This is a genomic window from Streptomyces kebangsaanensis (genome assembly GCF_001906585.1).
GTDB lineage: Bacteria > Actinomycetota > Actinomycetes > Streptomycetales > Streptomycetaceae > Streptomyces > Streptomyces kebangsaanensis.
The window spans coordinates 31,421-56,099 of record NZ_JUJA01000033.1 but is presented as its reverse complement, the minus strand read 5'-3'; the positions used below and the strand labels follow the sequence as shown (position 1 = coordinate 56,099).

The 24,679-nt window shown below is 70.9% G+C and carries 27 protein-coding genes, 1 tRNA gene, 2 pseudogenes and 1 riboswitch; of the genes and pseudogenes, 13 read left to right on the top strand and 17 right to left on the bottom strand.

What is annotated here, in order from left to right:
- Both RH94_RS03560 and msrA (RH94_RS03555) read left to right on the top strand, forming a co-directional pair.
- Positions 1 to 851 (top strand): hypothetical protein (locus RH94_RS03560; protein WP_234425508.1); only part of this gene is annotated, 851 nt, incomplete at its 5' end.
- 126 nt (positions 852 to 977) lie between these two features.
- Positions 978 to 1,686, top strand: a pseudogene (msrA, locus tag RH94_RS03555) (peptide-methionine (S)-S-oxide reductase MsrA).
- Between the two features lie 182 nt (positions 1,687 to 1,868).
- Here msrA (RH94_RS03555) and msrA (RH94_RS03550) read toward each other — a convergent pair.
- Positions 1,869 to 2,381, bottom strand: a complete 513-nt coding sequence (gene msrA / locus RH94_RS03550) for a peptide-methionine (S)-S-oxide reductase MsrA (RefSeq protein ID WP_073946189.1) — start codon at positions 2,379 to 2,381, stop codon at positions 1,869 to 1,871.
- 468 nt (positions 2,382 to 2,849) lie between these two features.
- Here msrA (RH94_RS03550) and RH94_RS03545 point away from each other — a divergent pair, with 468 nt between their 5' ends.
- Positions 2,850 to 3,203: a hypothetical protein gene (locus RH94_RS03545; RefSeq protein WP_073946188.1), complete on the top strand. Its 354-nt coding sequence runs from the start codon at positions 2,850 to 2,852 to the stop codon at positions 3,201 to 3,203.
- Positions 3,200 to 3,472: a hypothetical protein gene (locus tag RH94_RS03540; protein WP_073946187.1), complete on the top strand. Its 273-nt coding sequence runs from the start codon at positions 3,200 to 3,202 to the stop codon at positions 3,470 to 3,472. The genes RH94_RS03545 and RH94_RS03540 overlap by 4 nt, the downstream gene beginning before the upstream one ends.
- Before the next feature lie 120 nt (positions 3,473 to 3,592).
- Here the strand turns inward: RH94_RS03540 and RH94_RS03535 are convergent.
- The 3 genes and pseudogenes from RH94_RS03535 to RH94_RS03525 form a co-directional block, all read right to left on the bottom strand.
- A pseudogene (locus RH94_RS03535) lies at positions 3,593 to 3,970 on the bottom strand (helix-turn-helix domain-containing protein); the annotation flags it as partial.
- A gap of 101 nt (positions 3,971 to 4,071) precedes the next feature.
- The gene (locus tag RH94_RS03530; protein WP_073946295.1) at positions 4,072 to 4,578 is read right to left on the bottom strand and encodes a DUF6584 family protein; all 507 of its coding nucleotides are present in this window, start codon (positions 4,576 to 4,578) and stop codon (positions 4,072 to 4,074) included.
- A 184-nt stretch (positions 4,579 to 4,762) separates the two neighbouring features.
- Entirely contained in the window at positions 4,763 to 5,407 is a 645-nt protein-coding gene (locus tag RH94_RS03525) for a CBS domain-containing protein (protein WP_073946186.1), read from the bottom strand.
- Positions 5,408 to 5,935: 528 nt separating this feature from the next.
- Between RH94_RS03525 and RH94_RS03520 the strand changes: the two genes are divergently transcribed.
- From RH94_RS03520 to RH94_RS41155, 3 genes are all read left to right on the top strand, one after another.
- Positions 5,936 to 6,529 (top strand): DUF4291 domain-containing protein, encoded by a 594-nt coding sequence (locus RH94_RS03520; RefSeq protein WP_073946185.1) that lies wholly within the window; start codon positions 5,936 to 5,938, stop codon positions 6,527 to 6,529.
- Positions 6,530 to 6,695: 166 nt separating this feature from the next.
- Positions 6,696 to 7,979: an ATP-binding protein gene (locus RH94_RS03515; RefSeq protein WP_199880859.1), complete on the top strand. Its 1,284-nt coding sequence runs from the start codon at positions 6,696 to 6,698 to the stop codon at positions 7,977 to 7,979.
- Positions 7,980 to 8,244: 265 nt separating this feature from the next.
- Positions 8,245 to 8,388 (top strand): hypothetical protein, encoded by a 144-nt coding sequence (locus RH94_RS41155; protein ID WP_199880858.1) that lies wholly within the window; start codon positions 8,245 to 8,247, stop codon positions 8,386 to 8,388.
- Here the strand turns inward: RH94_RS41155 and RH94_RS03505 are convergent.
- From RH94_RS03505 to RH94_RS03475, 7 genes are all read right to left on the bottom strand, one after another.
- Entirely contained in the window at positions 8,342 to 8,803 is a 462-nt protein-coding gene (locus tag RH94_RS03505; RefSeq protein ID WP_407697249.1) for a ribosomal maturation YjgA family protein, read from the bottom strand. The genes RH94_RS41155 and RH94_RS03505 overlap by 47 nt on opposite strands.
- Positions 8,804 to 8,888: 85 nt before the next feature.
- Positions 8,889 to 10,418 (bottom strand): MFS transporter, encoded by a 1,530-nt coding sequence (locus RH94_RS03500; RefSeq protein WP_073946183.1) that lies wholly within the window; start codon positions 10,416 to 10,418, stop codon positions 8,889 to 8,891.
- 80 nt (positions 10,419 to 10,498) lie between these two features.
- The gene (locus RH94_RS03495; RefSeq protein ID WP_199880857.1) at positions 10,499 to 11,818 is read right to left on the bottom strand and encodes a DUF445 domain-containing protein; all 1,320 of its coding nucleotides are present in this window, start codon (positions 11,816 to 11,818) and stop codon (positions 10,499 to 10,501) included.
- A gap of 376 nt (positions 11,819 to 12,194) precedes the next feature.
- Positions 12,195 to 12,884, bottom strand: a complete 690-nt coding sequence (locus tag RH94_RS03490) for a DUF1707 SHOCT-like domain-containing protein (RefSeq protein ID WP_073946182.1) — start codon at positions 12,882 to 12,884, stop codon at positions 12,195 to 12,197.
- 9 nt (positions 12,885 to 12,893) lie between these two features.
- The gene (locus RH94_RS03485; protein WP_073946181.1) at positions 12,894 to 13,865 is read right to left on the bottom strand and encodes an ABC transporter ATP-binding protein; all 972 of its coding nucleotides are present in this window, start codon (positions 13,863 to 13,865) and stop codon (positions 12,894 to 12,896) included.
- Between the two features lie 15 nt (positions 13,866 to 13,880).
- Positions 13,881 to 14,720: an ABC transporter permease gene (locus tag RH94_RS03480; RefSeq protein WP_234425507.1), complete on the bottom strand. Its 840-nt coding sequence runs from the start codon at positions 14,718 to 14,720 to the stop codon at positions 13,881 to 13,883.
- Positions 14,713 to 15,513 (bottom strand): ABC transporter permease, encoded by an 801-nt coding sequence (locus RH94_RS03475; protein WP_073946291.1) that lies wholly within the window; start codon positions 15,511 to 15,513, stop codon positions 14,713 to 14,715. The genes RH94_RS03480 and RH94_RS03475 overlap by 8 nt, the downstream gene beginning before the upstream one ends.
- Positions 15,514 to 15,716: 203 nt before the next feature.
- Between RH94_RS03475 and RH94_RS03470 the strand changes: the two genes are divergently transcribed.
- On the top strand, positions 15,717 to 18,152 hold the full coding sequence (locus RH94_RS03470) for a transglycosylase domain-containing protein (protein WP_107428612.1): 2,436 nt from the start codon (positions 15,717 to 15,719) through the stop codon (positions 18,150 to 18,152).
- Here the strand turns inward: RH94_RS03470 and sugE are convergent.
- The 3 genes from sugE to RH94_RS03455 form a co-directional block, all read right to left on the bottom strand.
- Positions 18,130 to 18,450: a quaternary ammonium compound efflux SMR transporter SugE gene (gene sugE / locus RH94_RS03465; protein WP_073946180.1), complete on the bottom strand. Its 321-nt coding sequence runs from the start codon at positions 18,448 to 18,450 to the stop codon at positions 18,130 to 18,132. The genes RH94_RS03470 and sugE overlap by 23 nt on opposite strands.
- A 41-nt stretch (positions 18,451 to 18,491) precedes the next feature.
- A riboswitch (guanidine-III (ykkC-III) riboswitch) is annotated at positions 18,492 to 18,556 on the bottom strand.
- 62 nt (positions 18,557 to 18,618) lie between these two features.
- Entirely contained in the window at positions 18,619 to 18,975 is a 357-nt protein-coding gene (locus RH94_RS03460) for a GroES family chaperonin (RefSeq protein WP_073946179.1), read from the bottom strand.
- Positions 18,976 to 19,030: 55 nt separating this feature from the next.
- Complete coding sequence (locus tag RH94_RS03455) at positions 19,031 to 19,360, bottom strand: DUF3618 domain-containing protein (protein ID WP_073946290.1); 330 nt, start codon at positions 19,358 to 19,360, stop codon at positions 19,031 to 19,033.
- Between the two features lie 129 nt (positions 19,361 to 19,489).
- Between RH94_RS03455 and bcp the strand changes: the two genes are divergently transcribed.
- The 4 genes from bcp (at position 19,490) to RH94_RS03435 (ending at position 21,332) form a co-directional block, all read left to right on the top strand.
- Complete coding sequence (bcp, locus tag RH94_RS03450; protein ID WP_073946178.1) at positions 19,490 to 19,957, top strand: thioredoxin-dependent thiol peroxidase; 468 nt, start codon at positions 19,490 to 19,492, stop codon at positions 19,955 to 19,957.
- A gap of 138 nt (positions 19,958 to 20,095) precedes the next feature.
- Positions 20,096 to 20,746 (top strand): HNH endonuclease signature motif containing protein, encoded by a 651-nt coding sequence (locus RH94_RS03445; protein WP_073946177.1) that lies wholly within the window; start codon positions 20,096 to 20,098, stop codon positions 20,744 to 20,746.
- Positions 20,743 to 21,243: an HNH endonuclease signature motif containing protein gene (locus RH94_RS03440; RefSeq protein ID WP_073946176.1), complete on the top strand. Its 501-nt coding sequence runs from the start codon at positions 20,743 to 20,745 to the stop codon at positions 21,241 to 21,243. Before RH94_RS03445 ends, RH94_RS03440 begins: the two co-directional genes overlap by 4 nt.
- Positions 21,244 to 21,259: 16 nt before the next feature.
- A tRNA-Leu gene (locus RH94_RS03435) sits at positions 21,260 to 21,332 on the top strand.
- A 56-nt stretch (positions 21,333 to 21,388) separates the two neighbouring features.
- Here the strand turns inward: RH94_RS03435 and rdgB are convergent.
- The 3 genes from rdgB to RH94_RS03420 form a co-directional block, all read right to left on the bottom strand.
- Positions 21,389 to 21,991 (bottom strand): RdgB/HAM1 family non-canonical purine NTP pyrophosphatase, encoded by a 603-nt coding sequence (gene rdgB, locus RH94_RS03430; RefSeq protein ID WP_073946175.1) that lies wholly within the window; start codon positions 21,989 to 21,991, stop codon positions 21,389 to 21,391.
- Between the two features lie 16 nt (positions 21,992 to 22,007).
- Positions 22,008 to 22,733 carry a ribonuclease PH gene (gene rph, locus RH94_RS03425; protein ID WP_073946174.1) on the bottom strand — a complete coding sequence of 242 codons (726 nt, stop codon included), beginning with the start codon at positions 22,731 to 22,733 and terminating at the stop codon, positions 22,008 to 22,010.
- Between the two features lie 135 nt (positions 22,734 to 22,868).
- The gene (locus RH94_RS03420; protein WP_073946173.1) at positions 22,869 to 23,102 is read right to left on the bottom strand and encodes a glucose PTS transporter subunit EIIB; all 234 of its coding nucleotides are present in this window, start codon (positions 23,100 to 23,102) and stop codon (positions 22,869 to 22,871) included.
- A 283-nt stretch (positions 23,103 to 23,385) separates the two neighbouring features.
- Here RH94_RS03420 and RH94_RS03415 point away from each other — a divergent pair, with 283 nt between their 5' ends.
- Positions 23,386 to 24,651 carry a PTS transporter subunit EIIC gene (locus RH94_RS03415; RefSeq protein ID WP_073946172.1) on the top strand — a complete coding sequence of 422 codons (1,266 nt, stop codon included), beginning with the start codon at positions 23,386 to 23,388 and terminating at the stop codon, positions 24,649 to 24,651.
- The last annotated feature ends 28 nt before the right edge of the window (positions 24,652 to 24,679 follow it).

Sequence of the window (24,679 nt, the reverse complement as noted above, 5' to 3'; positions counted from 1 at the left end):
CCGGCCTGCTGCGCGGCATCGGCCGCGACTGGGAGCGCCGGTCCGCCGCCGCCGTCCTGCTGGCCGAGCGCGCGGCCGAGGACGACACCTGGCTGCTCGACTGGGAGACCGAGCACCCCGACGACCCGGACGCCGCCGTGCTCAGGGCCCGCAGCACCGTCATCCTCGCCTGGAGGATACGAGGCGCCCAGCGGGCCAACCACACGACCCAGGAACAGTTCGAGGGCTTCCACCGGATGCTGGCACGCTCCCGCGAGGAGATAGCGCGGGCCGCCGCCCTGAACCCCGACGACCCCACGCCGTACATCACGGAGATCTGGGTCGCGCTCGGCCTCGGCTACCCGAACTCCGAGATGGACAAGCTGTGGACGGAGCTCACCGCCCGTGCTCCGCACCACTACGAGGCCCACTTCTCGGCGTTGCAGTACTGGTGCGCGAAGTGGCGCGGCTCGGAGCGTCTGGCCACCGAGTTCGCCGAGCGGGCCGCGGCCGACGCGCCGCTGGGCAGCCTGCTCACGGCCCTGCCGCTCATCGCCCACTACGAACACGACGAGTCGGAGGACAGCGCCGTCGACCGCACGCCCGAGATGGTGGCCCGGGTCGACGCCGCCCTCGCCGACGCGGCGGCGGCCGATCCGGCCCATCCGCGGCTGCCCGAACTGCGGCACCTGCTGGCGTACTACCTGTCGCTGCAGGACCGCGACGAGGCGGCGCTGGAGCAGTTCAAGCTGGTCGACGGGTACGTGAACGCGCTGCCGTGGCGCTACCGGGGCGACATGGCCGACTACTACTGCGGCGTCCGCGACGCCTCGGCCGCGGCGGTGGCCGCGTCCGCCGAGCCGACCGCCTGAGCGCTGGAATGCGGGCGGCACCGGGATCGTTGTCCTGGATGCCGTCGCCCGCGCACCGCGAGAGCGGCGGAACCGACGGGCCCGTTGTGACGGGCGGGCCCGCCCCAGACCGACGGGGAGACCCTCATACTCTTCGGCCGAACGCCGCAGCTGCCCACCCCGAGCAGGCGCTCGAGGGCCGGCCCGCGCCCGCGTTCGGGGTCCCCGACCGCCGCACCGTCCTCGGCGACCCCCTCCTCGGCCCGTACCCCGAGGGTCTGGAGACCGCCGACTTCGGCCTGGGCTGCTTCTGGGGTGCCGAACGCAAGTTCCGGCAGCTCCCGGCGGGCGTGTGGACCACCCTGGTCGGCCACCAGGGCGGCTACACCGAGAACCCCACGTACGAGGAGGTCTGCTCGGGCCTGACGGGCCACACGAAGGCGGTCCGCGTGGTCTACGACCCGAAGGTCATCCCGTACGACCGCCTCCTGAAGACCTTCTGGGAGTCCCACGACCCCACCCAGGGCTTCCGCCAGGGCAACGACGTGGGCACCCAGTACCGCTCCGCGATCCACACCCACACCCCCGCCCAGGCGGCCACCGCGGAAGCGTCCCGCGAGGCGTACCAGAAGGTCCTCACCGCAGCCGGCCACGGCACGATCACCACAGAGATCCTCCCGTCCGACGACCGCCCCTTCTACCCGGCGGAGGCGTACCACCAGCAGTACCTCTCGGACACCAAAAACCCGAACGGGTACTGCGCGGCCTCGGAGGGACGGAGGTCAAGCCAGGTGACCCGTTCGAGACGAACTGGGGAGCCTCCTGTCCCACCGGCGTCGCCACGGCCGACGGCTGAGACGCACGGATTCAGCAAAGTCGGGTCGGGATCGCCGGACCCGTTCTGCCCTTCCCGGCTGTGTCCCGCGTCCCGCCGCCGGCACCCGTCGTCCACAGCGGGTCGGCTCCGGCCCCGCAGGCGCGGTCCGGCTGGGAAGCCTCGGCCGGTCGGCCTCCGCCTTCCGCCAAGCCGCCTCGCGGTCAGCCCTCCGCGCGGGCGGGCAGCCGCCATCCCGGGCGCGGGAAGTGGCAGGTGTAGCCGTCCGGGTAACGCTGCAGGTAGTCCTGGTGCTCGGGCTCGGCCTCCCAGAAGGGGCCGACCGGCTCCACCTCGGTGACGACCTTGCCGGGCCACAGTCCGGAGGCGTCCACATCCGCGATCGTGTCCTCGGCGATCCGCTTCTGCTCGTCGTCCACGTAGTAGATCGCCGAGCGGTAGCTGAGGCCGATGTCGTTGCCCTGGCGGTTCTTGGTGCTCGGGTCGTGGATCTGGAAGAAGAACTCCAGGATCGCGCGGAAGTCGGTCTTCGCGGGGTCGAAAAGGATCTCGATGGCCTCCGCGTGCGTGCCGTGGTTACGGTACGTCGCGTTCGACACGTCACCTCCCGTGTATCCGACCCGGGTCGCCGTCACGCCCGGGAGTCGGCGGATCAGCTCCTCCATCCCCCAGAAGCATCCGCCAGCCAGCACTGCCCTCTGCGTCTGCGTAGCCATTACGGCCCCTCCAATGTCTGTCAACTCGGTCGCTCGGTCTGCTCGGCTCGCACACCCCCGGCATCCCATGCCCACTGTCCTCAACGCGCGAGGCTTCGAAGCGATTCCGTGCCCGTCCAACCCGCCCTGCGGTCGCCGGCCACCGGCCACCACGAGGAGCGCACCGACCTGTTGCCCACCCCCGCGCCGGTGGCCTCATCCGGAGGGCCCTACTCCACACACGGCTACCGCGGCGTCGGCATCACCGCCCCGCTGGGACGGGGGTCAGGCTAAGTACCCCGTTCGAGACGAACCGGGGCGCGTCGTGCCCGACGGGCATCGCGCCCGCCCCGGGAGTCACGGACGATTGAGCCGCGGCGGTACGACGGGGCGCCGTATCGGTTCTCCCTCACCCGTTCGAGCGGTGGTGGAGCACTCACGCCCGATACGCTGACGCCTGGGATCAGAATCAGGCGCATGGGAGCAGTCATGACCACCTCCGCCGCTGGGCAACCGCTCATCCCTCAGCCTCCTGCCACGGTTGCCGCGCTGCGGCAGGCCATCAGCCAGATCGCGCCTGCCGCACTACCGGCCTTCACCCGGGAGCTGGACCAGGCGGCCGACCAGTCTCGACAGGGCTCCGATCTAGCACCGCTCCAGCGGTTCATCGCTCAGTGGGCCGTTTATGTCCACATCCAGCGCCTGCCGGACCTGGCAGCAGCCCTCCGCCTCTGGGAGGACACCGCCGCGTCCGGCGACGCGGCCCAGGCACGGCAGGCCGCCTCCGAGATCGGACGGATCCTGGACGAAGCCCACGCGGCCATCGGCCTGTCGGCCCGGTGAGCACGGACTGGCGCTGGGAGTACGACCCCGACCACGACCACGTGGCAGGCGGCATCCCCGCTCACGTGGTGGCGGAGGTGCAACGTCTGGCCGACCAGCTCGTCGACCTTGCCGGTATGGGCATCGACGTCAGCGATCTCGGCAACGGCCCCCGACCGGGCGGTCTGCGCCGCATGGACGCCGCCGGCGGCTGGTTCTACTTCCTCGTGGCACCGCGTGACCCGCTGATCATCGTTGTTCGCATCGTGCCTCCGTTCGAGGCGCTGTAGCCCTCACCACGGTTTCGCGCGCCAGGGTGACCCGGCCCGAGAGCCTCGTAGCCACGGGGGTCGAACCAACTACCCCGTTCGAGACGAACCGGGGCGCGTCGTGCCCGACGGGCATCGCGCCCAGTTCTTCGACTGCTCGGCGACAGTGTGATCGCGGGTGGGGACCAGGGTCCCGTCCACGATCAGCACCGTGTCCTTGCGGAACCGTCTGCGGGGCTGGAGTGCGAGCGAGGGGCCGAGGTGGTTGATGATGCGGTCGGCAGCCGACTTCGACACCCCGAACAACGGCGCCGGCTGCCGTGGGGTGAGGTTCGTGCGCCAGTACGCGGCAACCAGCAGGACCCGGTCCTCCAGCGGCAGGCTCCAGGGCCGGCCCTTGCGGACCGGATCGGCACCCTCGCACCGCAGCGCGGTGATCAGCTTGCCGAACTGCCGCGGGCTCAGCCCGGTGGACGGGGCTGTCCAAGACGACTCCGACGCCGTGAGCACACCAGACACAGCGAGATCATTTCATTTGTCGCCGGGTGTCCTGTTCACGGCAGTTCTGGGCAGTCTCACCGAACCTCGAACGGCGTCCCCACAGGCCCCGGCGACCTGAGTCAGTCGAAGAGGGCAACGAGTCCGTTCACCCAGATCGCGAGGAACGCAAGAACCGCCACCAGGCATCCGGCCCCGGCCAGGAAGCCGGCGAAGGCGCTTTTCCTGTCGTCTGCCTTCTCGCCGGATGGCACCGTGTCCCAGTCGACGGGGTGTCCCATGGCATCGGAGCAGGCTGCTCGTACTGCTGCCAGTTGCTCTCTGGCAAAGGCTGTCCGGGCAAGCGACTCCGGTCCCTGCCAGGCAAGTGCCCGCATGCGCTGCGGGGCTGTGTGGTATCTCGCCTCGAAGGCGGAGGTCTCAGCCGCGTCCCGGTCCCGTTCGAGGTACATCCAGCGGCCCGCTTCCGCGGGCTCTCCGTACAGGCGGTACACCTCGGCCAGGCGCCGGCGAATCATCAGGTCGTTCGGAAAGGACGACACCAGCCCGCGCAGGCGCTGGCGCGCGACGGGAACCCGGCCGGCGGCCAGGTCTGCATCGACTCGGGCAAGGGTGTCTCCCAGGGGCATGAACGCATGATCGGGTACCGCAGTGACCACCGTCGACCTGGTTTTGTCGCTCAGCACCCGCTCGCCCCCAACGACATCGGCCGGCCTTCGCTGAGACGGGACACCAACAGTTACGGGGCAGCCCTCAGCCCATGCGCCCAAGTTCCACGAGCCTGCGCTACGGTCCTGCTTTGAGAGACACGCTCTAGTCCGCCCGGACAGCCACAAGGTGGGCGTCCACGGCGACGACACCGTCGACGCCCTGGCACAGGCCCACGGCCACCGGGACGAGACGCGGTTCCGGGACGTGACCCCGCAGCGTAACGGCACCGTCCCGGACCTCGACCGAGACGGTGCCCTCTTCCAGGCCGAGGATGCGGCCCAGGACGTCCCGCTCGACCTCGCCGCGGATTTCGACGTCGGAGCGGATGAAGGCGGTCAGCAGGTCGCTCCGGCTGACGATGCCGGTCAGGAGCCCGTGGTCGCCGACGACCGGCAGTTGCTTGACGTGCCGCCTGCGGAGTTCCCGCGCGGCCCGGGGGATCGTCCAGTCGGCACGGGCCGTGAAGACGGGGCTGCTCATGAGCGCGCCCGCGGTCCGGGCCCGGGCCTTGCCCCATGCGTGCTCGTCGTTCCCCTCCTGCCCCTGCGGGTCGGGCATGCCGGTCTCGTGCCGCAGCACGTCGGACGCGGACACGACGCCGATGGGGGCGCCCTCGTCATCGATGACCGGGGCCGCGGCGATGTCGTTCGCGTCCAGCAGGGAGGCGATCTCGTGGAACGGTGTGTCGGGACGGAGGGTGATGACTTCTTCGGTCATCACGTCACCGACCGTGCGGCGGTGCAGCATGGCATCGGCCTCCTCCGCTTCGCGACGGCGCGGCGCCCCGGCCTTCGCGGCCGCTCGTCCACGTCCGTCTCCCTACCCATGACAACACCGCGCCGCTCCGGCGACCAGTGACGTTCGACCTGGCGGGGAGGGCCGGCGGTCCCACGGCGGCGTCCAGCGAGTCGATCACCGCGCGGCCGGCTCGCTTCGTCGAGCGCTGAGCATCCGACAGCGCGGGCCACAACACCCATCCCGGTCAAGCGGGAGCAGCCACCAGCAGTACCTCGACAAGAACCCGAACGGGTACTGCGGCCTGGGCGGGACGGGGGTCGGTCCGAGCACCCCGTTCGAGACGAACCGGGGGCGTCCTGCCCGACGGGAATCGCCCCTGCGCCCGAAGTCACGGAGAAGTGGTCGGCCGAGCCCGAGCCCGGTCCGACCGGCCGTGGTGCCGTCGGGCGCGCGGTGCCGCGGCCGAGTCGTCCCGCGGAAGCGACCGCGTTCGAAAATCAATGGCCGACGGAGATCCGTCGGCCCCACCCTGTGCTCATGGAAGAACCCCAGCGCAGGATCCGCGCGCTCCACACGGCATCCACGATCACCGTCTACCAGGCGTACTCCCCCGAGATCGGCGTACCCGCGGTTCGCCGGGGCCGTTTTCCCGCCGCGTGGAAGCGGGACCGCATGACCTGGATCAAGCCGTCGTTCCTGTGGATGATGTACCGCTGCGGCTGGGGCACGAAGGCGGGGCAGGAGACCGTTCTCGCTGTCGAGATCGCTCGCGACGGCTTCGAGTGGGCACTGCGCAACGCGTGCCTGTCGAGTCACGTACCTGAGCTGCATTCCGATCGCAGCACCTGGCAACGCGAGTTGAAGCGTGCGCCGACCCGCGTCCAGTGGGACCCCGAGCGCGATCTGCACCTGCGGCCCCTGCCGTACCGCTCGCTGCAGCTCGGGCTCTCCGGTGAGGCCGTACGACGGTACGCGGACGAGTGGACGGTCTCCATCAGCGACGTGACCCCGCTCGCCCGCGAGATCCGCGCACTCGTCGGCGACGGCGACCTGGACACCGCGGCCCGACTGCTGCCCGAGGAACGGCCCTACCCCGCCGAAGGTGAACTGATGGCGCACCTGCGCCCGTGACCGGGCACGCCGGTCGTGCGGCCGGCTGCCGCCCATGGGTCACATGGCAGCACACGATCCGTAGGGACGGGCGTCTCCTGCCCGATCGGCCGCGGCCGGGAGGGGCTCGCAGGGTTCGCCGTCCGGTGCTCCCGCGGGAGACAATGGGGCTCCCGGGCCGGGTGAGGTGGTGGCGATGCCCGCATGGCATCTGCGTGACTATCACGACGACGATCTCGACCAGGCCATCCAGATCTGGGACCAGAGCCGCCAGGCCGACGCGGACCCGGTGTTCCCGGTCTCCGAGGTGATGGCCGCGGCCAAGGCCGGCCAGCCGGCGGTGGTCGCGATGGTGGGCGACGAGGTGGTGGGCATGGCCGTGGCCCAGGCGGACGGCAAGCGCGGGTGGGTCCTCCTGGTCGCGCTCGCCGCCCGCTGGCGTGAGCGCGGGATCGGCAGTGCCCTCCTCGGCGAGCTGGAGCGGCGCCTGCGGGCACTGGGTGTACGCCACATCAGCGCGCTGCTGCCCGCGGGCGCCGCCGGGACGAAGGCACTGGAGAACTCCGGCTACCGGTTGCGCGACGGCCTGTCCTACTACGAGAAGTTCGAACCGCCCGGAGCCGCCAACGCCGACGTCCTCGCGGCGCTGGGCGGCCGCGTGCTGCCCGAGGGGCGCTGGGGCGCCATGGCGGGCATGGAGCGGGAGAAGCAGGTCGTCGAGCGCCGTGTCGTGCTCCCGCTGACGGAGCCGGCGCTGGCCGACCGCTACGGTGTCGTCCCGCCCAAGGCGATCATCCTGTTCGGCCCGCCCGGCACGGGGAAGACCAGTTTCGCCAAAGCGGTCGCCTCGCGGCTCGGCTGGCCGTTCGTGGAGCTCTTCCCGTCCCGGCTCGCCTCCGACACGAGCGAGGGGCTGGCCGCGGCGCTGCGGGAGGCCTTCGCGGAGCTGGCGGAACTGGACTCGGTGCTGCTCTTCATCGACGAGGTCGAGGAAATCGCCGGCGCGCGGTCCGGGAAGGCGGTCGATCCCGGGCACGGGGTGACCAACGAGCTGCTCAAGCTCATCCCCGTCTTCCGCGAGCAGGACGCGCGGCTGCTGGCCTGCGCCACCAACTCGGTCCGCTCTCTCGACGCGGCCTTCCTGCGGCCGGGCCGGTTCGACTACGTCATCCCCATCGGACCTCCGGACCCGGCCGCCCGTACGGCGATCTGGGCCCGTTACCTCGGGGACGCCGCCGCGGTCGACCTCGCACGGCTGGTCGCGGCCAGTGAGCTGTTCACGCCGGCCGACATCGAGTTCGCGGCCCGCAAGGGCGCGCAGGCGGCGTTCGAACACGAGGTCGCGCACCGCGAGGGCCGGCCGGCCACCACCGAGGACTACCTGACCGCCATCGCCGACACCCGGCCGACGCTGACCGCGCAGGCGATCGAGGAGTTCACCGAGGACATCGAGAAGTACAGCCGCCTCTGAGGCCGCTTTGAGGCCGCTCCCGTTGCCCGGTCGGCGTCACAGCGCCCTTCGGCGGCCGGGCCGGGCCGTCGCGCCCGTCCGAAACGGTGATCGAGTGGCTCGGGGGGCCGGTCCCACCGGGCACGGGTGACCGAGGAGGACATCACGAGCACGCGCGGGACCCCTCATCGCCTCGGCCCCCGACCACGCACACCCCGCCCGGCGAGCCAACGCCCTCGGCATCCACCGCTTCTGGCGCGACATCGGCTACGCCGCCGGCGCCCTGGTGGCCGGCGTCCTCGCCGACGCCTCCGGCCTGAACGCCACCGTCGTCGCCGCGACGGCCCTCACCGCCGGCTCGGGCCTGCTCGCCGCCCGCCGGATCATCGACAGCGCTCACGGCCGGGGCTCCCGGCGCGTCGACCGGTGACGGAGCCCGCCGCGGTGTGGACGAGCCAGCCCGCCGCCGCGCCGACCGCGTACCAGAACAGGTCGGGCGGATCGAAGGTGGAGCCGAGCACGAGGCGGGCGACGGCACTGCGCCGGGAGAGCTCCGCCGGCACCTCGCTGAGCTGGAGGAACTCGATGCCCCAGCTGACAGCCAGCGCGCTCGCGGCGGCCGTCAGGGGCGTTGCCCGGGGCACCGCCACCACGACCAGAGTCAGGATCAGGACGGTGTACAGCGCGTCTCCGCCGTACTTGCCCACGTCCCCCGTCGCCACGGCCCGGAGCCCCAACCCCGCTCCGACGGTCACCACCGCGGCCCCCGCCGCCGCCAGGCGGATCCGTACGGGGTCGGGGAGGGCGTCCGCGGCGCGATCACGGGGTCCGGGCAGGAGAGGCACAAGGCCATCCTGCCGGATGCCCGGTGCGCGAAGTGGAACACCGGTTCGAAGCGGAGCACCGGCGCCAGGCGCGGTGGCCGTCCCGTCAGGCCGGGCTCGACGACGGGGGCGTGACGTCGCCGCGGTGGTCCTTGGTCCCCTCGGCCGCCGCCTTCGCCTTCGCCGTCACCGCCGACAGCGGCCTGGCGATGTCCTCCAGGGAGCGCTGCTCGGCGTTGACCGCGAGGAAGGCGGCGACCAGGCCCGCCGCGCACATCAGGCCGGCACCGACCTGGAAGGCGAGGACCGTGTCGCCGATCACGCCGGTGCCCGTGAGGTCGGCGAAGACCAGCGGGCCGCTGATGCCGCCGGCCGCGGTGCCGAGGGCGTAGAAGAAGGCGATGGCCATCGCCCGGGTCTCCATCGGGAAGATCTCGGAGACGGTCAGGTAGGCGCTGGAGGCTCCGGCCGAGGCGAAGAACAGCACCACGCACCAGCAGGCCGTCAGTGTGCCGGCGTCCAGCGCGCCCCGGTCGAACAGCCAGGCCGTGCCGAACAGCAGCAGACCGGACAGCAGGTAGGTGGAGGAGATCATCACCCGGCGGCCGACCGTGTCGAAGAGGTGGCCCAGCAGCAGCGGGCCCAGGAAGTTGCCGGCCGCGATGACGGCGAAGTAGTAGCCGGTGTGGTCGGAGGGAACGCTGAAGAACTTGGTCAGGATCGCGCCGAAGCCGAAGGTGATGGCGTTGTAGAGGAAGGCCTGGCCGATGAAGAGGGAGAAGCCGAGGACCGTGCGCCTGCGGTAGTGGGCGAAGACCGTGCGGCCGATCTCGACGAAACTCACGCTGCCGCGCTGGTGGATGGTGATCTCGCCGTGCGGCTCGGGCAGGGGTTCGCCCTTCTCCTGCTCGACCCGGCGTTCGATACCGCTGACGATGTCCTCCGCCTCCCGGTCCCTGCCGTGGATCAGCAGCCAGCGCGGGCTCTCCGGAACGTGGCGGCGTACCAGGAGGATCACCAGGGCGAGCACCGCGCCGAGCGCGAACGTCATGCGCCAGCCCACATCGGCGGCCAGGACGCCGGTGTTCAGGGCGAGGATCGACAGCAGGGAGCCGCCGACCGCGCCCAGCCAGAAGCTGCCGTTGATGATCAGGTCGACGCGGCCGCGGTGGCTCGCGGGGATCAGCTCGTCGATCGCGGAGTTGATGGCCGCGTACTCGCCGCCGATGCCGAAGCCGGTCAGGAAGCGGAAGAGGAAGAACCACCAGGCCTCGAAGGAGATCGCGGTCAGGGCGGTGGCCGCGAGATACACCGCGAGGGTGATCAGGAACAGCTTCTTGCGGCCGTAGTGGTCGGTCATACGGCCCCAGAACAGGGCGCCGACGCAGGCGCCCGCCACGTACAGGGCCGCCGCGACGCCCGTGACCTGGCCGGAGCTGATCGCCAGCCCGCTGCCGGGCTCCGACAGGCGGCTGGCGATGTTGCCGACGACCGTGACTTCCAGGCCGTCGAGGATCCACACCGTGCCCAGGCCGATGACGACCGACCAGTGCCAGCGCGACCAGGGGAGTCGGTCGAGCCTGGCGGGGATGTCGGTGGTCACGGTACGGCCGGTCCGGGCCTCAGCGGTGGTCATGGGCTCCCTCCAACGTCGAACGGAACGCCATGCGGGTTCCCCCGAACCACCGGGACCACGCCCGGGGGCGGCCGACCGGGCTACGCCCCCAGCGCCCGCGACACCGTGAAGATCACCAGGCCCGCGAGGGAGCCCACCACCGTGCCGTTGATGCGGATGAACTGCAGGTCGCGGCCGATGTGGGCCTCGATCTTGCGGGTGGTGTGCTCGGCGTCCCAGCCGGCGACCGTGTCGGTGATCAGGGAGGTGATCTCCTTGCGGTACGTCGTCACCACGTACACCGCCGCGCCCTCGACCCAGTGGTCCACCTTGCCCTGGGCCTTGGGGTCCTCGGCCATCCGGGCGCCCAGGGACAGCAGCGAGGCCCGTGCCCGCATGCGCAGCTCGCTGCGCTCGTCCTCCGCCGCGGCGACGATCATGGACCGTACGGCGCCCCAGGCGGAGGCGATCAGGTCCTGCACCTCACCGCGGCCGAGCACCTCGCCCTTGAGCCGCTCCACACGCGCGCGTGTGTCGGTGTCGGACTGCAGGTCGGAGGCGAAGTCGGTGAGGAAGCGGTCCAGGGCTCCGCGCGCGGGGTGACCGGGCATGTCCCGCATCTCGGTGACGAAGCGCAGCAGCTCCTTGTAGACCCGCTCGCCGACCTTCCTGTCGACGAACCTCGGGGTCCAGCCGGGCGCGCCGCCCTGTACGGCGCCCATCACGGAGTCGCCGTGCAGCACCAGCCAGTCGTGGGCGCGGGTGACGACCAGGTCGACGACCCGTTTGTGACCGCCGTCGGCGACGATCCTCTCCAGCAGCTTGCCGACGCCGGGCGCGATCTCCTGCGTGTTGGCCCTGCGGGTGATCGCCTCGCCGACCACGGCCTGCACGTCGGAGTCGCGCAGGACGGTCAGCGCGCCGCGCAGCGCGGTGGCCAGTTCCGCCGTCACCCGGTCGGTGTGCTCCGGCCGGGCGAGCCAGGCTCCCAGCCGGCTGCCGATGCCGACGGCGCGCAGCCGCTGCCGTACGACGTCCTCGGAGAGGAAGTTCTCGCCGACGAACTCGCCGAGCGACACGCCGAGCTGGTCCTTCTTGTTCGGGATGATCGCGGTGTGCGGGATGGGCAGGCCGAGCGGGTGGCGGAAGAGGGCGGTGACCGCGAACCAGTCGGCGAGCGCGCCGACCATGCCGGCCTCGGCGGCGGCCGCGACGTAGGCCGTCCAGGCGCCGGCGCCCGCGTGCTCGGCCCACGTGGCGAGGACGTACACCACGGCCACGAGCAGCAGGAGCCCGGTGGCGGTCAGCTTCATACGGCGCACCCCGCGGGCCCGCTCCTCGTCGGCGGCGCTGAACACGGTCATCGCGCGGCGGGAGACGGCGTCCGCCGTCTCCGGGCCGGCCTGTGTCGTCTGTTCCATCCACTCCACCCGTTCAGTGAGCCCGCGCACAATTGTCCCTTCCTGACCGACTCCCGGAACGGAACGAGAGTTCCCGGCGTCTGCCGGGGGTGCGTCGGCAGGGTCCCGTCGACGCGCCCGAGGAGAGCATCGCCCGCACGACCAGGCGTCACGGCCATGCCCCGCCGACCGCGGTCGGCGACGCTTCCGCCGCCGTCCGGGCCGGCGCGGGAGGCGGTACGGCAGCGGGTCGGCGCCGGGATCCGGGGCGGGCGGGTGCCCGGTGCCGTCGTCGGCTCCGGGCACCATCCGCATCCGAGTGGTCAGGGGTGCCGGAGGCCGGCGGAAGAGGTGTCCGGCCTCCGGGAGCAGGAGGGGGCGGCGCGGCCGCCCGTGGTCATGACAGTTCTCGGCGTTTGGCCTTGCGGGCCAGTTTCTCCTGGCGGCGTTCTTCCTTCTGGCGGCGGCGTTCCGCCTCCGTGAGTTTGCGTCTGATTCCCACGCCGCCCCAGAAGGCCACGCCCGTCACGATCACGCGGGGGGCGCCCGGTTCGGCCGGGGCGCCGTCCTCGCGGTGGTCGAAGCCGCCCATGATGCCGACGCCGCGGACCACGACCTCGACGCCGTGCGGCACGGTCACCTCCACACCGCCCATGATCGCCACGCAGTTGATCTCGACCTCGCGGTCGGCGAAGTTCGCCTCGCGCAGGTCGATGTTGCCGCCGCCCCAGAGGGTGAAGCAGTTGAACCGCCTGGGCACGGTCCAGCCGCCCTTGCGTTCGAAGCCGCCCATGACGGCGACGGCCCACGACGAGGTCCCCTCCCCGCCGACCACCCGGCCCGCCCAGCCGCTGTCCGGTTCGGGCTGCTTCACCATGTTCACGGCCGGGGCGCTCACCCCGGGCACGGGCAGGTCCCGGGTGAGCGGCGCGAGTTCGCCGTACGTCCGCGCCGTGTACGCCGCCTCCAGCCGCTCCTCGAACTCCGTCATGTCGAGACGCCCCTCCGCAAGGGCGTCCCGCAGGTGTTCGGCGACTCGTTCACGATCGGCGTCGGAAGCGCGAAGCTCCGGGAGGTCCTCCGTCATGGCAGCAGCCTACGAGACCGCTTTCTCGGCGTACATCCTGCCGATGACCGCCTCGATGTCCGGCTCCCGCACCGACAGGTCGACCAGCGGGTACTCGGCCGCGATCCGGGCCACCAGCACGGCCGCCGACTCGCCCGCCGGGAAGGCCAGCCACTGCCGCGGCCCCTCGACCCGCACCACGCGCGCCGACGGCAGCTCGATGGGCGGCAGCTCCCGCTCCAGGTCGACCACCAGGGTGCGCTCGCTCTCGCCCGCCTCGTGCAGGCCGGCCAGCGGGCCGTCGTACACCAGGCGCCCGTGGTCGATGACCATCACCCGCGAGCACAGCTGCTCGATGTCCTGCAGGTCGTGCGTGGTCAGCAGCACCGTGGTGCCGCGCTCGGCGTTCAGGTCCCGCAGGAACCCGCGGACCTTGGCCTTGCTGACGACGTCCAGGCCGATGGTCGGCTCGTCGAGGTAGAGGACCTCCGGGTCGTGCAGCAGGGCCGCCGCGATGTCCCCGCGCATCCGCTGGCCGAGCGAGAGCTGCCGTACGGGGACGTCCAGCAGGCCGCCCAGTTCGAGGAGTTCCACGCAGCGCTCCAGATTGGCGCGGTAACGGGCGTCGGGGATGCGGTACATGCGGTGCGTCAGCCGGTAGGAGTCGATCAGCGGCAGGTCCCACCACAGGGTCGTACGCTGCCCGAACACCACCCCGATGCGCCGCGCGAGCCGGGCCCGCTCACGGGAGGGGTCGATGCCGGCCACCCGCAGCCGGCCGCCGCTGGGCGTCAGGATGCCCGTGAGCATCTTGATCGTCGTCGACTTTCCCGCGCCGTTCGGGCCGATGTAGCCGACCATCTCGCCGCGCGCCACGCGGAACGAGATCGCGTCGACCGCCCGCACCTGCCGCCGCTCACGCCTCAGGAACCCGGTCCTCCTCCGTACCTCGAAGACCTTCTCCACCCGGTCGACCTCGATGAAACCGCCGTCCACCACCATGTGCCGCTCGCCCCTTCAGCTTCCCGTGCTCCGATACGACCGCAACCCCACCCGCCACGCCGCCCCCGCCAGCGCGCAGCACCCCACCGCGACCAGCGGCGGCGCGAACGCCGTCCACCGGGGCAGGTCGAGCGGATACGGCCGCCCGAGCACGTACAGCGCGGGCAGCCAGTTGACGAACGCCAGCGGCAGGACGAACGTCACCCCGCGCACCAGCTCCTTGCCGAACACCGTCGGCGGGTACTGCAGCAGCGTGGTCCCGCCGTAGGTGAAGGCGTTCTGCACCTCCGAGGCGTCCTGCGCCCAGAACTGGAAGGCCGCCCCCGCCACGAACACCGCGCAGAAGATCCCGCAGCCGCTGACCACCATCACCGGCATCAGCAGCAGCTTCAGCGGGGTCCAGTCGACGTCGAGCCGTGTCAGCGCCCAGCCCAGCAGCAGCGCGCCCTGCGTCACCCGGCCCAGCCGGCGCAGCGCGAACCGGTCGGCGGCCACCTGGGCGAGCACCGGCGCGGGCCGCACCAGCAGGATGTCCAGGGTGCCGTCGCGCACCCGCCGCCCCAGCCGGTCCATCGAGCCGATCGCCAGGTCGGCCAGACCGAAGGCGGTGTTGGACAGCCCGTACAGGAAGGCGATCTCGGGCAGCGTGTAACCGCCCAGCGCGTCCACGTGGGAGAACATCAGCAGGATCGCCACGAAGTCCAGCGCGGTCGCCACGAGGTTCCCGAACGTGGTCATGACGAAGGAGGCGCGGTAGGCCATCGTGGAGCGGATCCACATGCCGGCGATCAGCCGGTAGGCCCGCAGCCCCTCCCGCAGCCGGCCGCCCGCCGTGTGCCCGGAGAGCTCAGCCACCCTGCACCACCACCCGCCGCGTCGCCGCCAGCTGCACCAGCCGCCCGGCCGCCAGCAGCGCCACCGCCCACGCCCCCTGGAAGGCGTACGTGCCCAGCGGGTCCGCGTGCCCCAGCAGGACGTCGGCGGGCGCCTGGAGCAGCGAGGACCACGGCAGCAGCCGGACCACCTCGCCGAGCGTGCCCGGGAAGACGTTCAGCGGCAGCAGCATCCCCGAGCAGAAGTACCCGGCCAGCCGGGCCATCTGCAGCACGCCCGTACCGTCCAGCAGCCAGAACGCGCTCAGCGCCGCCAGGAACCGGATCCCGAAACCCACCAGCATCGCCAGCGCCACCGCGCCGAGGAACGCCACCCAGGTCAGCGGGTCCGTCGGCAGGGACACCGGGAAGCACAGCGCCCCGAACACGAACGGCACCACCCCCCGCCCGACCAGCTGGAACAGCGCCCGGCCCACATCGGCCGCCAGCCACCACAGCTGGAGGTCGGCCGGCCGGTACAGGTCGATCGCGACATCACCCGTACGGATGCGCTCCATCAGCTCGTCCTCGACGCCGCCCCCGCCGATCGCCAGCGCCGCCAGGAACGCCTGCCCCAGCCACACGTACGTCACCGCCTGCGCCGGGTCGTAGCCGCCCAGGTGCGGCCGGGCGTCCCACAGCGCCAGGTACGTGTACACGAGGATCAGCCCGAACACGGTGTTCGTGAACACCCCGGCAGCCGTCGCCGTCCGGTACGTCGCGTACCGTCGGAACCCCCCCGCCGCGACGGCCGCGTACAACCGCCCAGCGCCCACCTCCACCGCCTCCCAGGCCCACGACAACGAAAGCGCGCGAGCCTATTACGCCCGGGACGTGATATGCCACGCATTTTCCGGCCCGGAAAACTGCGCGTGACCGGGAACGGAACGCTTGATGCGAGAGTCTTCACCTGGGGGCGCGGAAGGCGCACGAGGGCGTACGGGAACGTACGACGCGAAAACAGGAGTCCGTACACCAGATGAGCGACGAGCCGAAGCCGCAGGCGCAGCCGGAGCCGCAGGCGCAAGCGCAGCCCCCGGACCAGGTCGGAGCCGTACCGGAGCCGCCCGCGGTGCCCGGGGCGGAGGGCGGGAAGGCCGGCCGGCCCGGACGCACCGGATGGCGCCGGGCCGTCCCGACCTGGCGCATGGTGCTCGGCGGTTTCCTCACCGTCGTCCTGCTGGGCATCGGAGCGCTCCTCCTCGGCTACTCGCTGGTGAAGATCCCGCCCGCCAACGCCCTGGCCGTCAAACAGGCCAACGTCTACCTGTACGCCGACGGCACCGAGATCGCCCGCGACGGCGAGATCAACCGGGAGAACGTCGGCCTCGCCCAGATCTCCAAGGACGCCCAGCACGCCGTGCTCGCCGCCGAGGACCGCGACTTCTACACCGAGTCCGCCGTCGATCCCAAGGCCATGCTGCGCGCCGCCTGGAACACCGCCACCGGCAAGGGCAAGCAGTCCGGCTCCACGATCACGCAGCAGTACGTGAAGAACTACTACCTGGGCCAGGAGCAGACCGTCACCCGCAAGGCGAAGGAGTTCTTCATCTCGATCAAGCTGGACCGCCGCCAGTCCAAGGACAAGATCCTCGAGGGCTACCTCAACACCAGCTACTTCGGCCGCAACGCCTACGGCATCCAGGCCGCCGCCCAGGCCTACTACGGCGTCAAGGCCAAGGACCTCGACCCGGCCCGCGCCGCCTACCTGGCCGCGCTGGTCAACGCCCCCAGCCAGTACGACGTCGTCGCCCACCCGGAGAACAGGTCCGCCGCGACGGCCCGCTGGAACTACGTCCTGGACGGCATGGTCTCCAAGGGCTGGCTGAGCCCCTCGGAGCGGGCCGGCATGAAGTTCCCCATGCCGAAGGAGGCCACCGCCCCCGTCGGCATGGCCGGACAGCGCGGCTACATCGTCCGCGCGGTCAAGGACTACCTGGCCAAGAACGAGATCCTCGACGAGAACCAGCTCGACGCGGGCGGCTACCGCATCACCACGACCCTGCGGAAGGGCAAGCAGGACGCCTTGGTCAAAGCGGTCGACGACCAGCTGATGAGCAAGCTCGACAAGAAGAACCGCAAGGTGGACACCTACGTCCGGGCCGGCGGCGCCGCGATCGACCCCAGGACCGGCGAGCTCGTCGCCCTGTACGGCGGCATCGACTACGTCCAGCAGTACACCAACAACGCCACCCGCCGGGACTTCCAGGTCGGCTCCATCTTCAAGCCGTTCGTGTTCACCGCCGCCGTCCAGAACGTCTCCCAGACCCGCGACGGCCGCCTGATCACCCCGAACACCTACTACGACGGCACCAACAAGCGCCCCGTCGAGGGCTGGAGCGGCTACTACGCCCCCGAGAACGAGGACCAGCACTCCTACGGCGACATCACCGTCCGCGAGGCCACCGACAAGTCCGTCAACGCGGTGTACGCCCAGATGGCCGTGGACGTCGGCAGCGAGAAGGTCAAGGACACCGCCGTCGCCCTCGGCCTGCCGGGCGACACCCCGGAGCTGACCGCCGCCCCGTCCATCGCGCTCGGGGTGGCCAACGCCAGCGTCGTGGACATGGCCCAGGCCTACGCCACGCTCGCCAACCACGGCAAGCACGGCCCGTACACGATGATCAAGGAGATCACCAAGGACGGCACCGACACCGTCGAGCTGCCCGGGCGCACCGAGACCCAGCAGATCAGCCGCCAGGCCGCCGACACCACCACCGCGATCCTGCAGAGCGTCGTCCAGAACGGCACCGCCACCGCCGCCCAGGCCGCCGGCCGCCCGGCCGCCGGCAAGACCGGCACCGCCGAGGAGGACACCGCCGCCTGGTTCGCCGGCTACACCCCCGAGCTCGCCACCGTCGTGTCCGTCATGGGCCAGGACCCGGTCACCGCCCACCACAAGTCGCTCTACGGCGCGATGGGCCTGGCCCGCGTCAACGGCGGCGGTCCGCCCGCCCAGATCTGGGCGCAGTTCACCAGGAACGCCCTGAAGAACAAGCCGGTCACCGACTTCGACCTCCAGCTCCAGCCGGGCGCCGACCAGGTCGAGGCGCCGCCCTCCGCCCCCGTCGAGACCCCGGGCACCGACAGCGGGGACGAGGGCGACGGCAGCACGGACACCGACGGCCAGGACACCCAGGGACAGGGCCACGACCAGGGGCAGACCGAGGGCCGGACCACGGACGGCACCACCGGGGACACCACGGAGGGCACCACCGGCGACACCGGCGGCACCCCGCCGGCCGGCGACACCGGCCCGGACACCGGAGGCACCCCGCCCGGCGACGGCGGCACAGGAGGTACACCCGGCGGGAGCGGCGGCGGCCAGGGCAACGGCGGAGGCGGCACGTCAGCCGGCACCACCGGCGACGGCGGCACGACGGCCCACCTGTTCAGTGGCCGGAAGTCATCTTGAGCCCCACCACGGCCACCAGCAGCAGACACACGAAGAAGATCCGGGCGGCGGTCGCCGGCTCCCCCAGCACCAGCATGCCGACCACCGCCGCACCGCCCGCCCCGATGCCCACCCACACGCCGTAGGCGGTACCGATGGGCAGGGAGCGGGCGGCGTACGACAGCAGGACCATGCTCGCGACGATCCCGGCACCGGTGAGCACGCTGGGCACGAGCCGGGTGAACCCGTCGGTGTACTTCATCCCGATCGCCCAGCCCACCTCCAGCAGACCGGCGACGACGAGCAGAACCCAGGCCATGACAGGCACCTCCGGGGCGACGTGAAAACGACGGAAAACAGGGTGCGTCGTCTTTGCCTACGTCCCGGTACGGCGCGTCTCGTCGGGCTGACGCACGAGGCTAGCAAAAGAACGGGAACGACAAAGGGGCTGGTGACAAGGGTCACCAGCCCCTCTTTCGCCGTTGCTCTACAGGTACAGGCCCGTGGAGTCCTCCGACCCCTCGAACCGGTCCGCGGCCACCGCGTGCAGATCACGCTCGCGCATGAGCACGTACCCGACCCCGCGCACCTCGACCTCGGCACGGTCCTCCGGGTCGAACAGCACACGGTCCCCAGGCTCCACGGTCCGCACGTTCTGCCCGACCGCCACGACCACCGCCCAGGCCAGCCGGCGTCCCACCGCCGCCGTCGCGGGAATCAGGATGCCGCCGCCCGAACGCCGCTCGCCCTCGCTCGTGTCCTGCCGGACGAGCACCCGGTCGTGCAGCATCCGGATGGGCAGCTTGTCGTGGTGACTGCTGTGCTCATTTCTCTTGGCGCTCACGCCTGAAAACCTACCTGCCCCCGGCACGGCCGCACGCGGTGGGTCGCCGAGCGGCTCAGTCCCGGCGCCTGCGGGCACCGAGCGCGAGCAGCCCGACCAGCCCGACGGCGACGAGCGCGACCGGTACGACCCGCTCCAGACGCGGGGCGCCCTGCTCGTCCACGAACTGCGCCCGCACATCGCTCACGACCCGGTTGACCTGCACATAGGCCCGCCCGAGCGTGTGGTCGACGTTGGAGACGACCTTGGCCTTGGCGTCCCCGACGATGGTCTTCGGGTGCACCCGCATCCCGATCTCGTCGAGCGTCTCGGCCAGCACGTCGCGGCGGCGTCTGATGTCCGCCTCGATCTCAGCCGGGGTCCTGGTGTCCGCGGTGTCCGCCACCGTACCGCCTCCGAAGTCCACTGATGCCTGTTCGGCACAGTCTGTCAGCTCTCGCCCCGACCGCGCTGTCGGCACCCCCGGATACCCTCGGAGCGACACGGTACCGGCACGTACGAGGAGACACCTTCGATGACCGAGCGGCTCCAGCCCGGGGACGTCGCCCCCGCCTTCACCCTCCCCGACGCCGACGGCAAGGAGGTGTCGCTGGCCGACCACGCGGGCCGCAAGGTCGTCGTCTACTTCTACCCGGCCGCCCTCACCCCCGGCTGCACCAAGCAGGCCTGCGACTTCACCGACAACCTGGACGTACTGGCGTCCGCCGGCTACGACGTGATCGGCGTCTCCCCCGACAAGCCGGAGAAGCTGGCGAAGTTCCGCGAGAAGGAGTCCCTGAAGGTCACGCTCCTGGCCGACCCCGACAAGAAGGTCCTGGAGGCCTACGGCGCCTACGGCGAGAAGAAGCTCTACGGCAAGACGGTCGTCGGCGTCATCCGCTCCACGGTCGTCGTGGACGAGGAGGGCAAGGTCGAACGCGCCCTGTACAACGTGAAGGCCACCGGCCACGTGGCCAAGATCATCAAGGATCTGGGCATCTGAGAGACCGCTCCCGCGGCTCGTGCGGCCCGCACCGGGGTGCCCGGCGCGGGCCGCTCTGCGTTCCGTGCGTGACTGTCCGATTACCGGTTCGTTACTCCGTATGGGCCATGAACGCATGGCCGAGAACGGAGGGAACCCATGGGGGCCAGTACGTACACGAGGGAGCGGCTGGAGGAAGCGGCTCGCGGGGCGCGGACGTTGTCGGAGGTGTTGGAGAGGTTGGGGGTGGATCCGAGGAGTTCGACACGGAACTACATCCGGGCGCGGATGAAGAAGTTCGGGGTGGATGTGGCGCACTTCGAGCGGGAGGGGGTGAAGTGGACAAGGGAGGTACTTGAGCAGGCGGTTGCGGCCTCCACAAACATGTGCGAGGTGCTACGTCGACTTGGGCTGGAGGTCGTGGGCGGCCACCACACCCACATCAGCCGACGGATCAAGGCGTACGGCATCGACACGTCGCACTTCCGGATGCCGACCCGGCGAGGGAAACCTTGGCGCCCCCGAACGCCGGAAGGTCTGCTCATCGAGCAGCCGACCGCTCAGGCCCGACGTATCCCGAGCGATCGCCTCAAGTGGGCGATGCTCGCGACAGGCGTGGATGAGCGGTGCGCTCTGTGCGGTACGGAGCCGGTCTGGCACGGGCGTCCGCTTCCGTTGGAAGTCGACCACATCGACGGCAACTGGCGGGACAACCGCCTCGAGAACCTGCGGTTCCTCTGCCCCAACTGCCATTCGACGACGGACAACTACCGGGGGCGCGGCATCGGTCGCCGTAGGGAGGCCCGGTGACTCCTCGCAAGAAGCACCCCAGACCCACGCACGACGAACTGCGTGCAGCGGTCGCCGAATCGATCTCCATCGCTGAAGTGCTTCGCCGGCTGGGACACCCCGACAGCGGTACACAGCGCACCCTTCTGCGCCAGTGGATAGCTGAGGAACGCCTCACAACAACACACTTTCTGGGACAGGCACATCAGCGAGGGAAAGTCCGCCCGGATCTGGCCAAGCGGCCCGAGGAGATTCTGATCCGGCACAAGGGAAGGCACCGCACCAAGACAGCTCTGCTGCGGCGTGCACTCCAGGAAGTCGGCGTACCCGAAGAGTGCGCTAAGTGCGGGGTGGGCTCTGAGTGGCTCGGCCGACCCATGACACTGGAGGTGGATCACATCAACGGGGACTGGAGCGACGACCGGCGCGAGAACCTAAGGCTGCTGTGCCCCAACTGTCATGCGATCACCAGCACCTGGTGCCGAGGTGGCCAGCGGCGTCATACTCTCCCCCAGTAGAGTAGGACGCGGTCGGGCGCCCGTACGCCAACGGCCGAGCGGCAACCTTTAGGTGGTTGTGTTTGTCGGTTCGAATCCGACCGGGCGTACAAGAAAAAGAGGCCCCGCACCTTCGATTCGTAGGTGCGGGGCTTCTTTCGTAAGTTCAGTCCAACAGCTCCCGCACCACCGGTACCAGTGCCCGGAACGCCTTGCCGCGGTGGCTGATCGCGTTCTTCTCGGCCGGGGTCAGTTCCGCGCAGGTGCGGGTCTCGCCGTCCGGCTGGAGGATCGGGTCGTAGCCGAAGCCGTTCGTGCCCGCCGGGGCGTGGCGCAGGGTGCCCCGGAGCTGGCCCTCCACCACCCGTTCCGTGCCGTCCGGCAGGGCGAGGGCCGCCGCGCAGGCGAAGTGGGCGGCCCGGTGGCCGTCGGCGATGTCCGCCAGTTGGGCCAGGAGCAGGTCCAGGTTGGCCCGGTCGTCGCCGTGGCGGCCGGACCAGCGGGCGGAGAAGATGCCGGGGGCGCCGCCGAGGACGTCGACGCAGAGGCCGGAGTCGTCGGCGACGGCGGGGAGGCCCGTGGCCCGGGCGAGGGCGTGGGCCTTCAGGAGGGCGTTCTCGGCGAAGGTGACGCCGGTTTCCTTGACGTCGGGGATGTCGGGATAGGCGTCGGTGCCGACCAGTTCGTGGGGCAGGCCGGCGTCGGTGAGGATCGCCCGGAGTTCTGTGATCTTTCCGGTGTTGCGGGTGGCGAGGATCAGGCGGGTCATGCTTCGGCTCGTTCCTTTACTTCGCCAGGGCCGTCTGCTGGATGGCCGCGAGTTCCGCGCAGCCGGCGACGGCGAGGTCGAGGAGGGCGTCGAGTTCGTCGCGGGCGAAGGGTTCGGCTTCGGCGGTGCCCTGGACCTCGACGAAGCGGCCGTCGCCGGTGCAGACGACGTTCATGTCGGTGTCGGCGCGTACGTCTTCCTCGTAGCAGAGGTCCAGGAGCGGGACGCCGTCGACGATGCCGACCGAGACCGCGCCGACCGTGCCGGTGAGCGGCTGGCGGCTGGGCCTGATCAGTTTCTTGGCCTGGGCCCAGGCGACGGCGTCGGCCAGGGCGACGTAGGCGCCGGTGATGGCCGCGGTGCGGGTGCCGCCGTCGGCCTGGAGGACGTCGCAGTCCAGGACGATGGTGTTCTCGCCGAGGGCCTTGTAGTCGACGACCGAGCGCAGGGAGCGGCCGATGAGGCGGGAGATCTCGTGGGTGCGGCCGCCGATCCTGCCCTTGACGGATTCGCGGTCGCCGCGGGTGTTGGTGGCGCGGGGAAGCATGGCGTATTCGGCGGTGACCCAGCCTTCGCCGCTGCCCTTGCGCCAGCGCGGGACGCCTTCGGTGACGGAGGCGGTGCAGAGGACCTTGGTGTCGCCGAAGGAGACGAGGACGGAGCCCTCGGCGTGCTTGCTCCAGCCGCGTTCGATGGTGACCGGGCGGAGTTGTTCGGGGGTGCGGCCGTCGATTCGAGACATGACGTCGAGCCTAGTCCCCTTGGGGGAAGGGGCTCCTTCCGCGGTGGGAAGTGCCCCTTCCGGATGAATCGTGGTGGCCGTGGCGGCCCTGGTGGTCCGTGGCGGCCGCGGTGGTCCGCGGTGGTTCCGCGGGTTCTACATCATGTCCTCGATCTCCGCCGCGATGGGGTCCGCGTCGGTACCGATGACGACCTGGATGGCGGTGCCCATCCTGACGACGCCGTGGGCGCCGGCGGCCTTGAGGGCGGCCTCGTCGACCAGTGAGGGGTCGCTGACCTCGGTGCGGAGGCGGGTGATGCAGCCCTCGACCTCTTCGATGTTGTCGAGGCCGCCGAGCCCGGCGACGATTTTCTCAGCCTTGCTGGCCATGTTCCTTCTCCCTGGTCGGTACCGAACCGTCTGTGGACTGGTCTACACCACCGTTGAGGCGGCGGCCAAACGTGGTGCGGGGAGGGCGTTCGTGGGTATCGGCCCGGTGGCGGCCCCACCGCACCCCTTACGGTGCGTAGCGGTCCGGTCGCGGATCAGCGGGTTCCTTGCGCTTCCCCGCCGTGCTACAACTGGTCTACACCACTACGTGGTGTAGACCAGAGAGCCGCCGCCTCCCCCTTCTCTCCCTGTCCGGGCGGCGCCATGCCCACTGGAGGGACTCGTGACCACAGCCAGCGCCGCTCCCGCGGCCGAGAAGAAGAAGGGCGCCGGCGTGATGGCTGTGCTGCAGCGCATCGGCCGCAGCCTCATGCTGCCGGTGGCGGTGCTGCCCGCCGCCGCCCTTCTAGTGCGCCTCGGCAACGACGACATGCTGGGACGCTCGTCCTTCCCGACGTTCCTGACCAGGATCGCCTCCTTCATGGCGGCCGGCGGCAACGCGATCCTCGACAACATGGCGCTGCTGTTCGCCGTGGGCATCGCGATCGGCTTCGCGAAGAAGTCCGACGGCTCCACCGCGCTCGCGGCGGTCGTGGGCTACCTGGTCTTCAAGAACGTGCTGGCCACGTTCACGGACAAGAACCTGACGAAGGTGGCACAGGTCGTCGACGGCAAGATCGTCATGATGGACAAGCCGGTGGACGCCGGGGTCCTCGGCGGCGTGGTGATGGGCCTCGTGGTCGCCCTGCTGTACCAGCGCTTCCACCGCACCAGGCTGCCGGACTGGGCGGGCTTCTTCGGCGGCCGCCGTCTCGTGCCGATCCTGTCCGCCTTCGCGGGCCTGCTCATCGGCATCGTCTTCGGCTACGTCTGGCCGGTCCTCGGTACGGGCCTGCACAACCTCGGTGAGTGGCTGGTCGGTTCGGGGGCCGTCGGGGCCGGCATCTTCGGTGTCGCCAACCGTGCGCTGATCCCGGTCGGCATGCACCACCTGCTGAACTCGTTCCCGTGGTTCCAGGCGGGTGATTACCAGGGCAGGAGCGGCGACATCGCCCGCTTCCTGGCCGGCGACCCGACGGCGGGCCAGTTCATGACCGGCTTCTTCCCGATCATGATGTTCGGTCTGCCGGCGGCGTGCCTGGCCATCGTCCACTGCGCCCGTCCGGAGCGCCGCAAGGTGGTGGGCGGCATGATGTTCTCGGTCGCGCTGACGTCGTTCGTCACCGGCGTGACCGAGCCGATCGAGTTCACGTTCATGTTCATCGCGCCGGTGCTGTACGCCATCCACGCGGTGCTCACCGGTGTCTCGATGGCGCTGACCTGGGCGCTGGGCATGAAGGACGGCTTCGGCTTCTCGGCGGGCGCGATCGACTTCGGGCTGAACCTGGGCATCGCCGGCAACCCGTGGGGGCTGGTCCTGGTGGGCCTGTGCTTCGCCGTGGTCTACTACGCGGTCTTCCGCTTCGCGATCACCCGGTTCGATCTGCCCACGCCGGGACGTGAGTCGGACGAGGAGCTCGCCGAGCTGCAGAAGGCCGAGGCCAAGTAGGCTCCGGCGGCATCCGCGCGGCGGCCCC

Excerpts from the sequence above, each read along its gene's own strand:
- msrA (WP_073946189.1), bottom strand. The coding sequence starts at position 2,381 with ATGGCTACGCAGACGCAGAGGGCAGTGCTGGCTGGCGGATGCTTCTGG.
- RH94_RS03545 (WP_073946188.1), top strand. The coding sequence starts at position 2,850 with ATGACCACCTCCGCCGCTGGGCAACCGCTCATCCCTCAGCCTCCTGCC.
- RH94_RS03530 (WP_073946295.1), bottom strand. The coding sequence starts at position 4,578 with ATGCCCCTGGGAGACACCCTTGCCCGAGTCGATGCAGACCTGGCCGCC.
- RH94_RS03525 (WP_073946186.1), bottom strand. The coding sequence starts at position 5,407 with ATGCTGCACCGCCGCACGGTCGGTGACGTGATGACCGAAGAAGTCATC.
- RH94_RS03520 (WP_073946185.1), top strand. The coding sequence starts at position 5,936 with ATGGAAGAACCCCAGCGCAGGATCCGCGCGCTCCACACGGCATCCACG.
- RH94_RS03500 (WP_073946183.1), bottom strand. The coding sequence starts at position 10,418 with ATGACCACCGCTGAGGCCCGGACCGGCCGTACCGTGACCACCGACATC.
- RH94_RS03495 (WP_199880857.1), bottom strand. The coding sequence starts at position 11,818 with ATGGAACAGACGACACAGGCCGGCCCGGAGACGGCGGACGCCGTCTCC.
- RH94_RS03490 (WP_073946182.1), bottom strand. The coding sequence starts at position 12,884 with ATGACGGAGGACCTCCCGGAGCTTCGCGCTTCCGACGCCGATCGTGAA.
- RH94_RS03485 (WP_073946181.1), bottom strand. The coding sequence starts at position 13,865 with ATGGTGGTGGACGGCGGTTTCATCGAGGTCGACCGGGTGGAGAAGGTC.
- RH94_RS03470 (WP_107428612.1), top strand. The coding sequence starts at position 15,717 with ATGAGCGACGAGCCGAAGCCGCAGGCGCAGCCGGAGCCGCAGGCGCAA.
- sugE (WP_073946180.1), bottom strand. The coding sequence starts at position 18,450 with ATGGCCTGGGTTCTGCTCGTCGTCGCCGGTCTGCTGGAGGTGGGCTGG.
- bcp (WP_073946178.1), top strand. The coding sequence starts at position 19,490 with ATGACCGAGCGGCTCCAGCCCGGGGACGTCGCCCCCGCCTTCACCCTC.
- RH94_RS03445 (WP_073946177.1), top strand. The coding sequence starts at position 20,096 with ATGGGGGCCAGTACGTACACGAGGGAGCGGCTGGAGGAAGCGGCTCGC.
- rdgB (WP_073946175.1), bottom strand. The coding sequence starts at position 21,991 with ATGACCCGCCTGATCCTCGCCACCCGCAACACCGGAAAGATCACAGAA.
- rph (WP_073946174.1), bottom strand. The coding sequence starts at position 22,733 with ATGTCTCGAATCGACGGCCGCACCCCCGAACAACTCCGCCCGGTCACC.
- RH94_RS03420 (WP_073946173.1), bottom strand. The coding sequence starts at position 23,102 with ATGGCCAGCAAGGCTGAGAAAATCGTCGCCGGGCTCGGCGGCCTCGAC.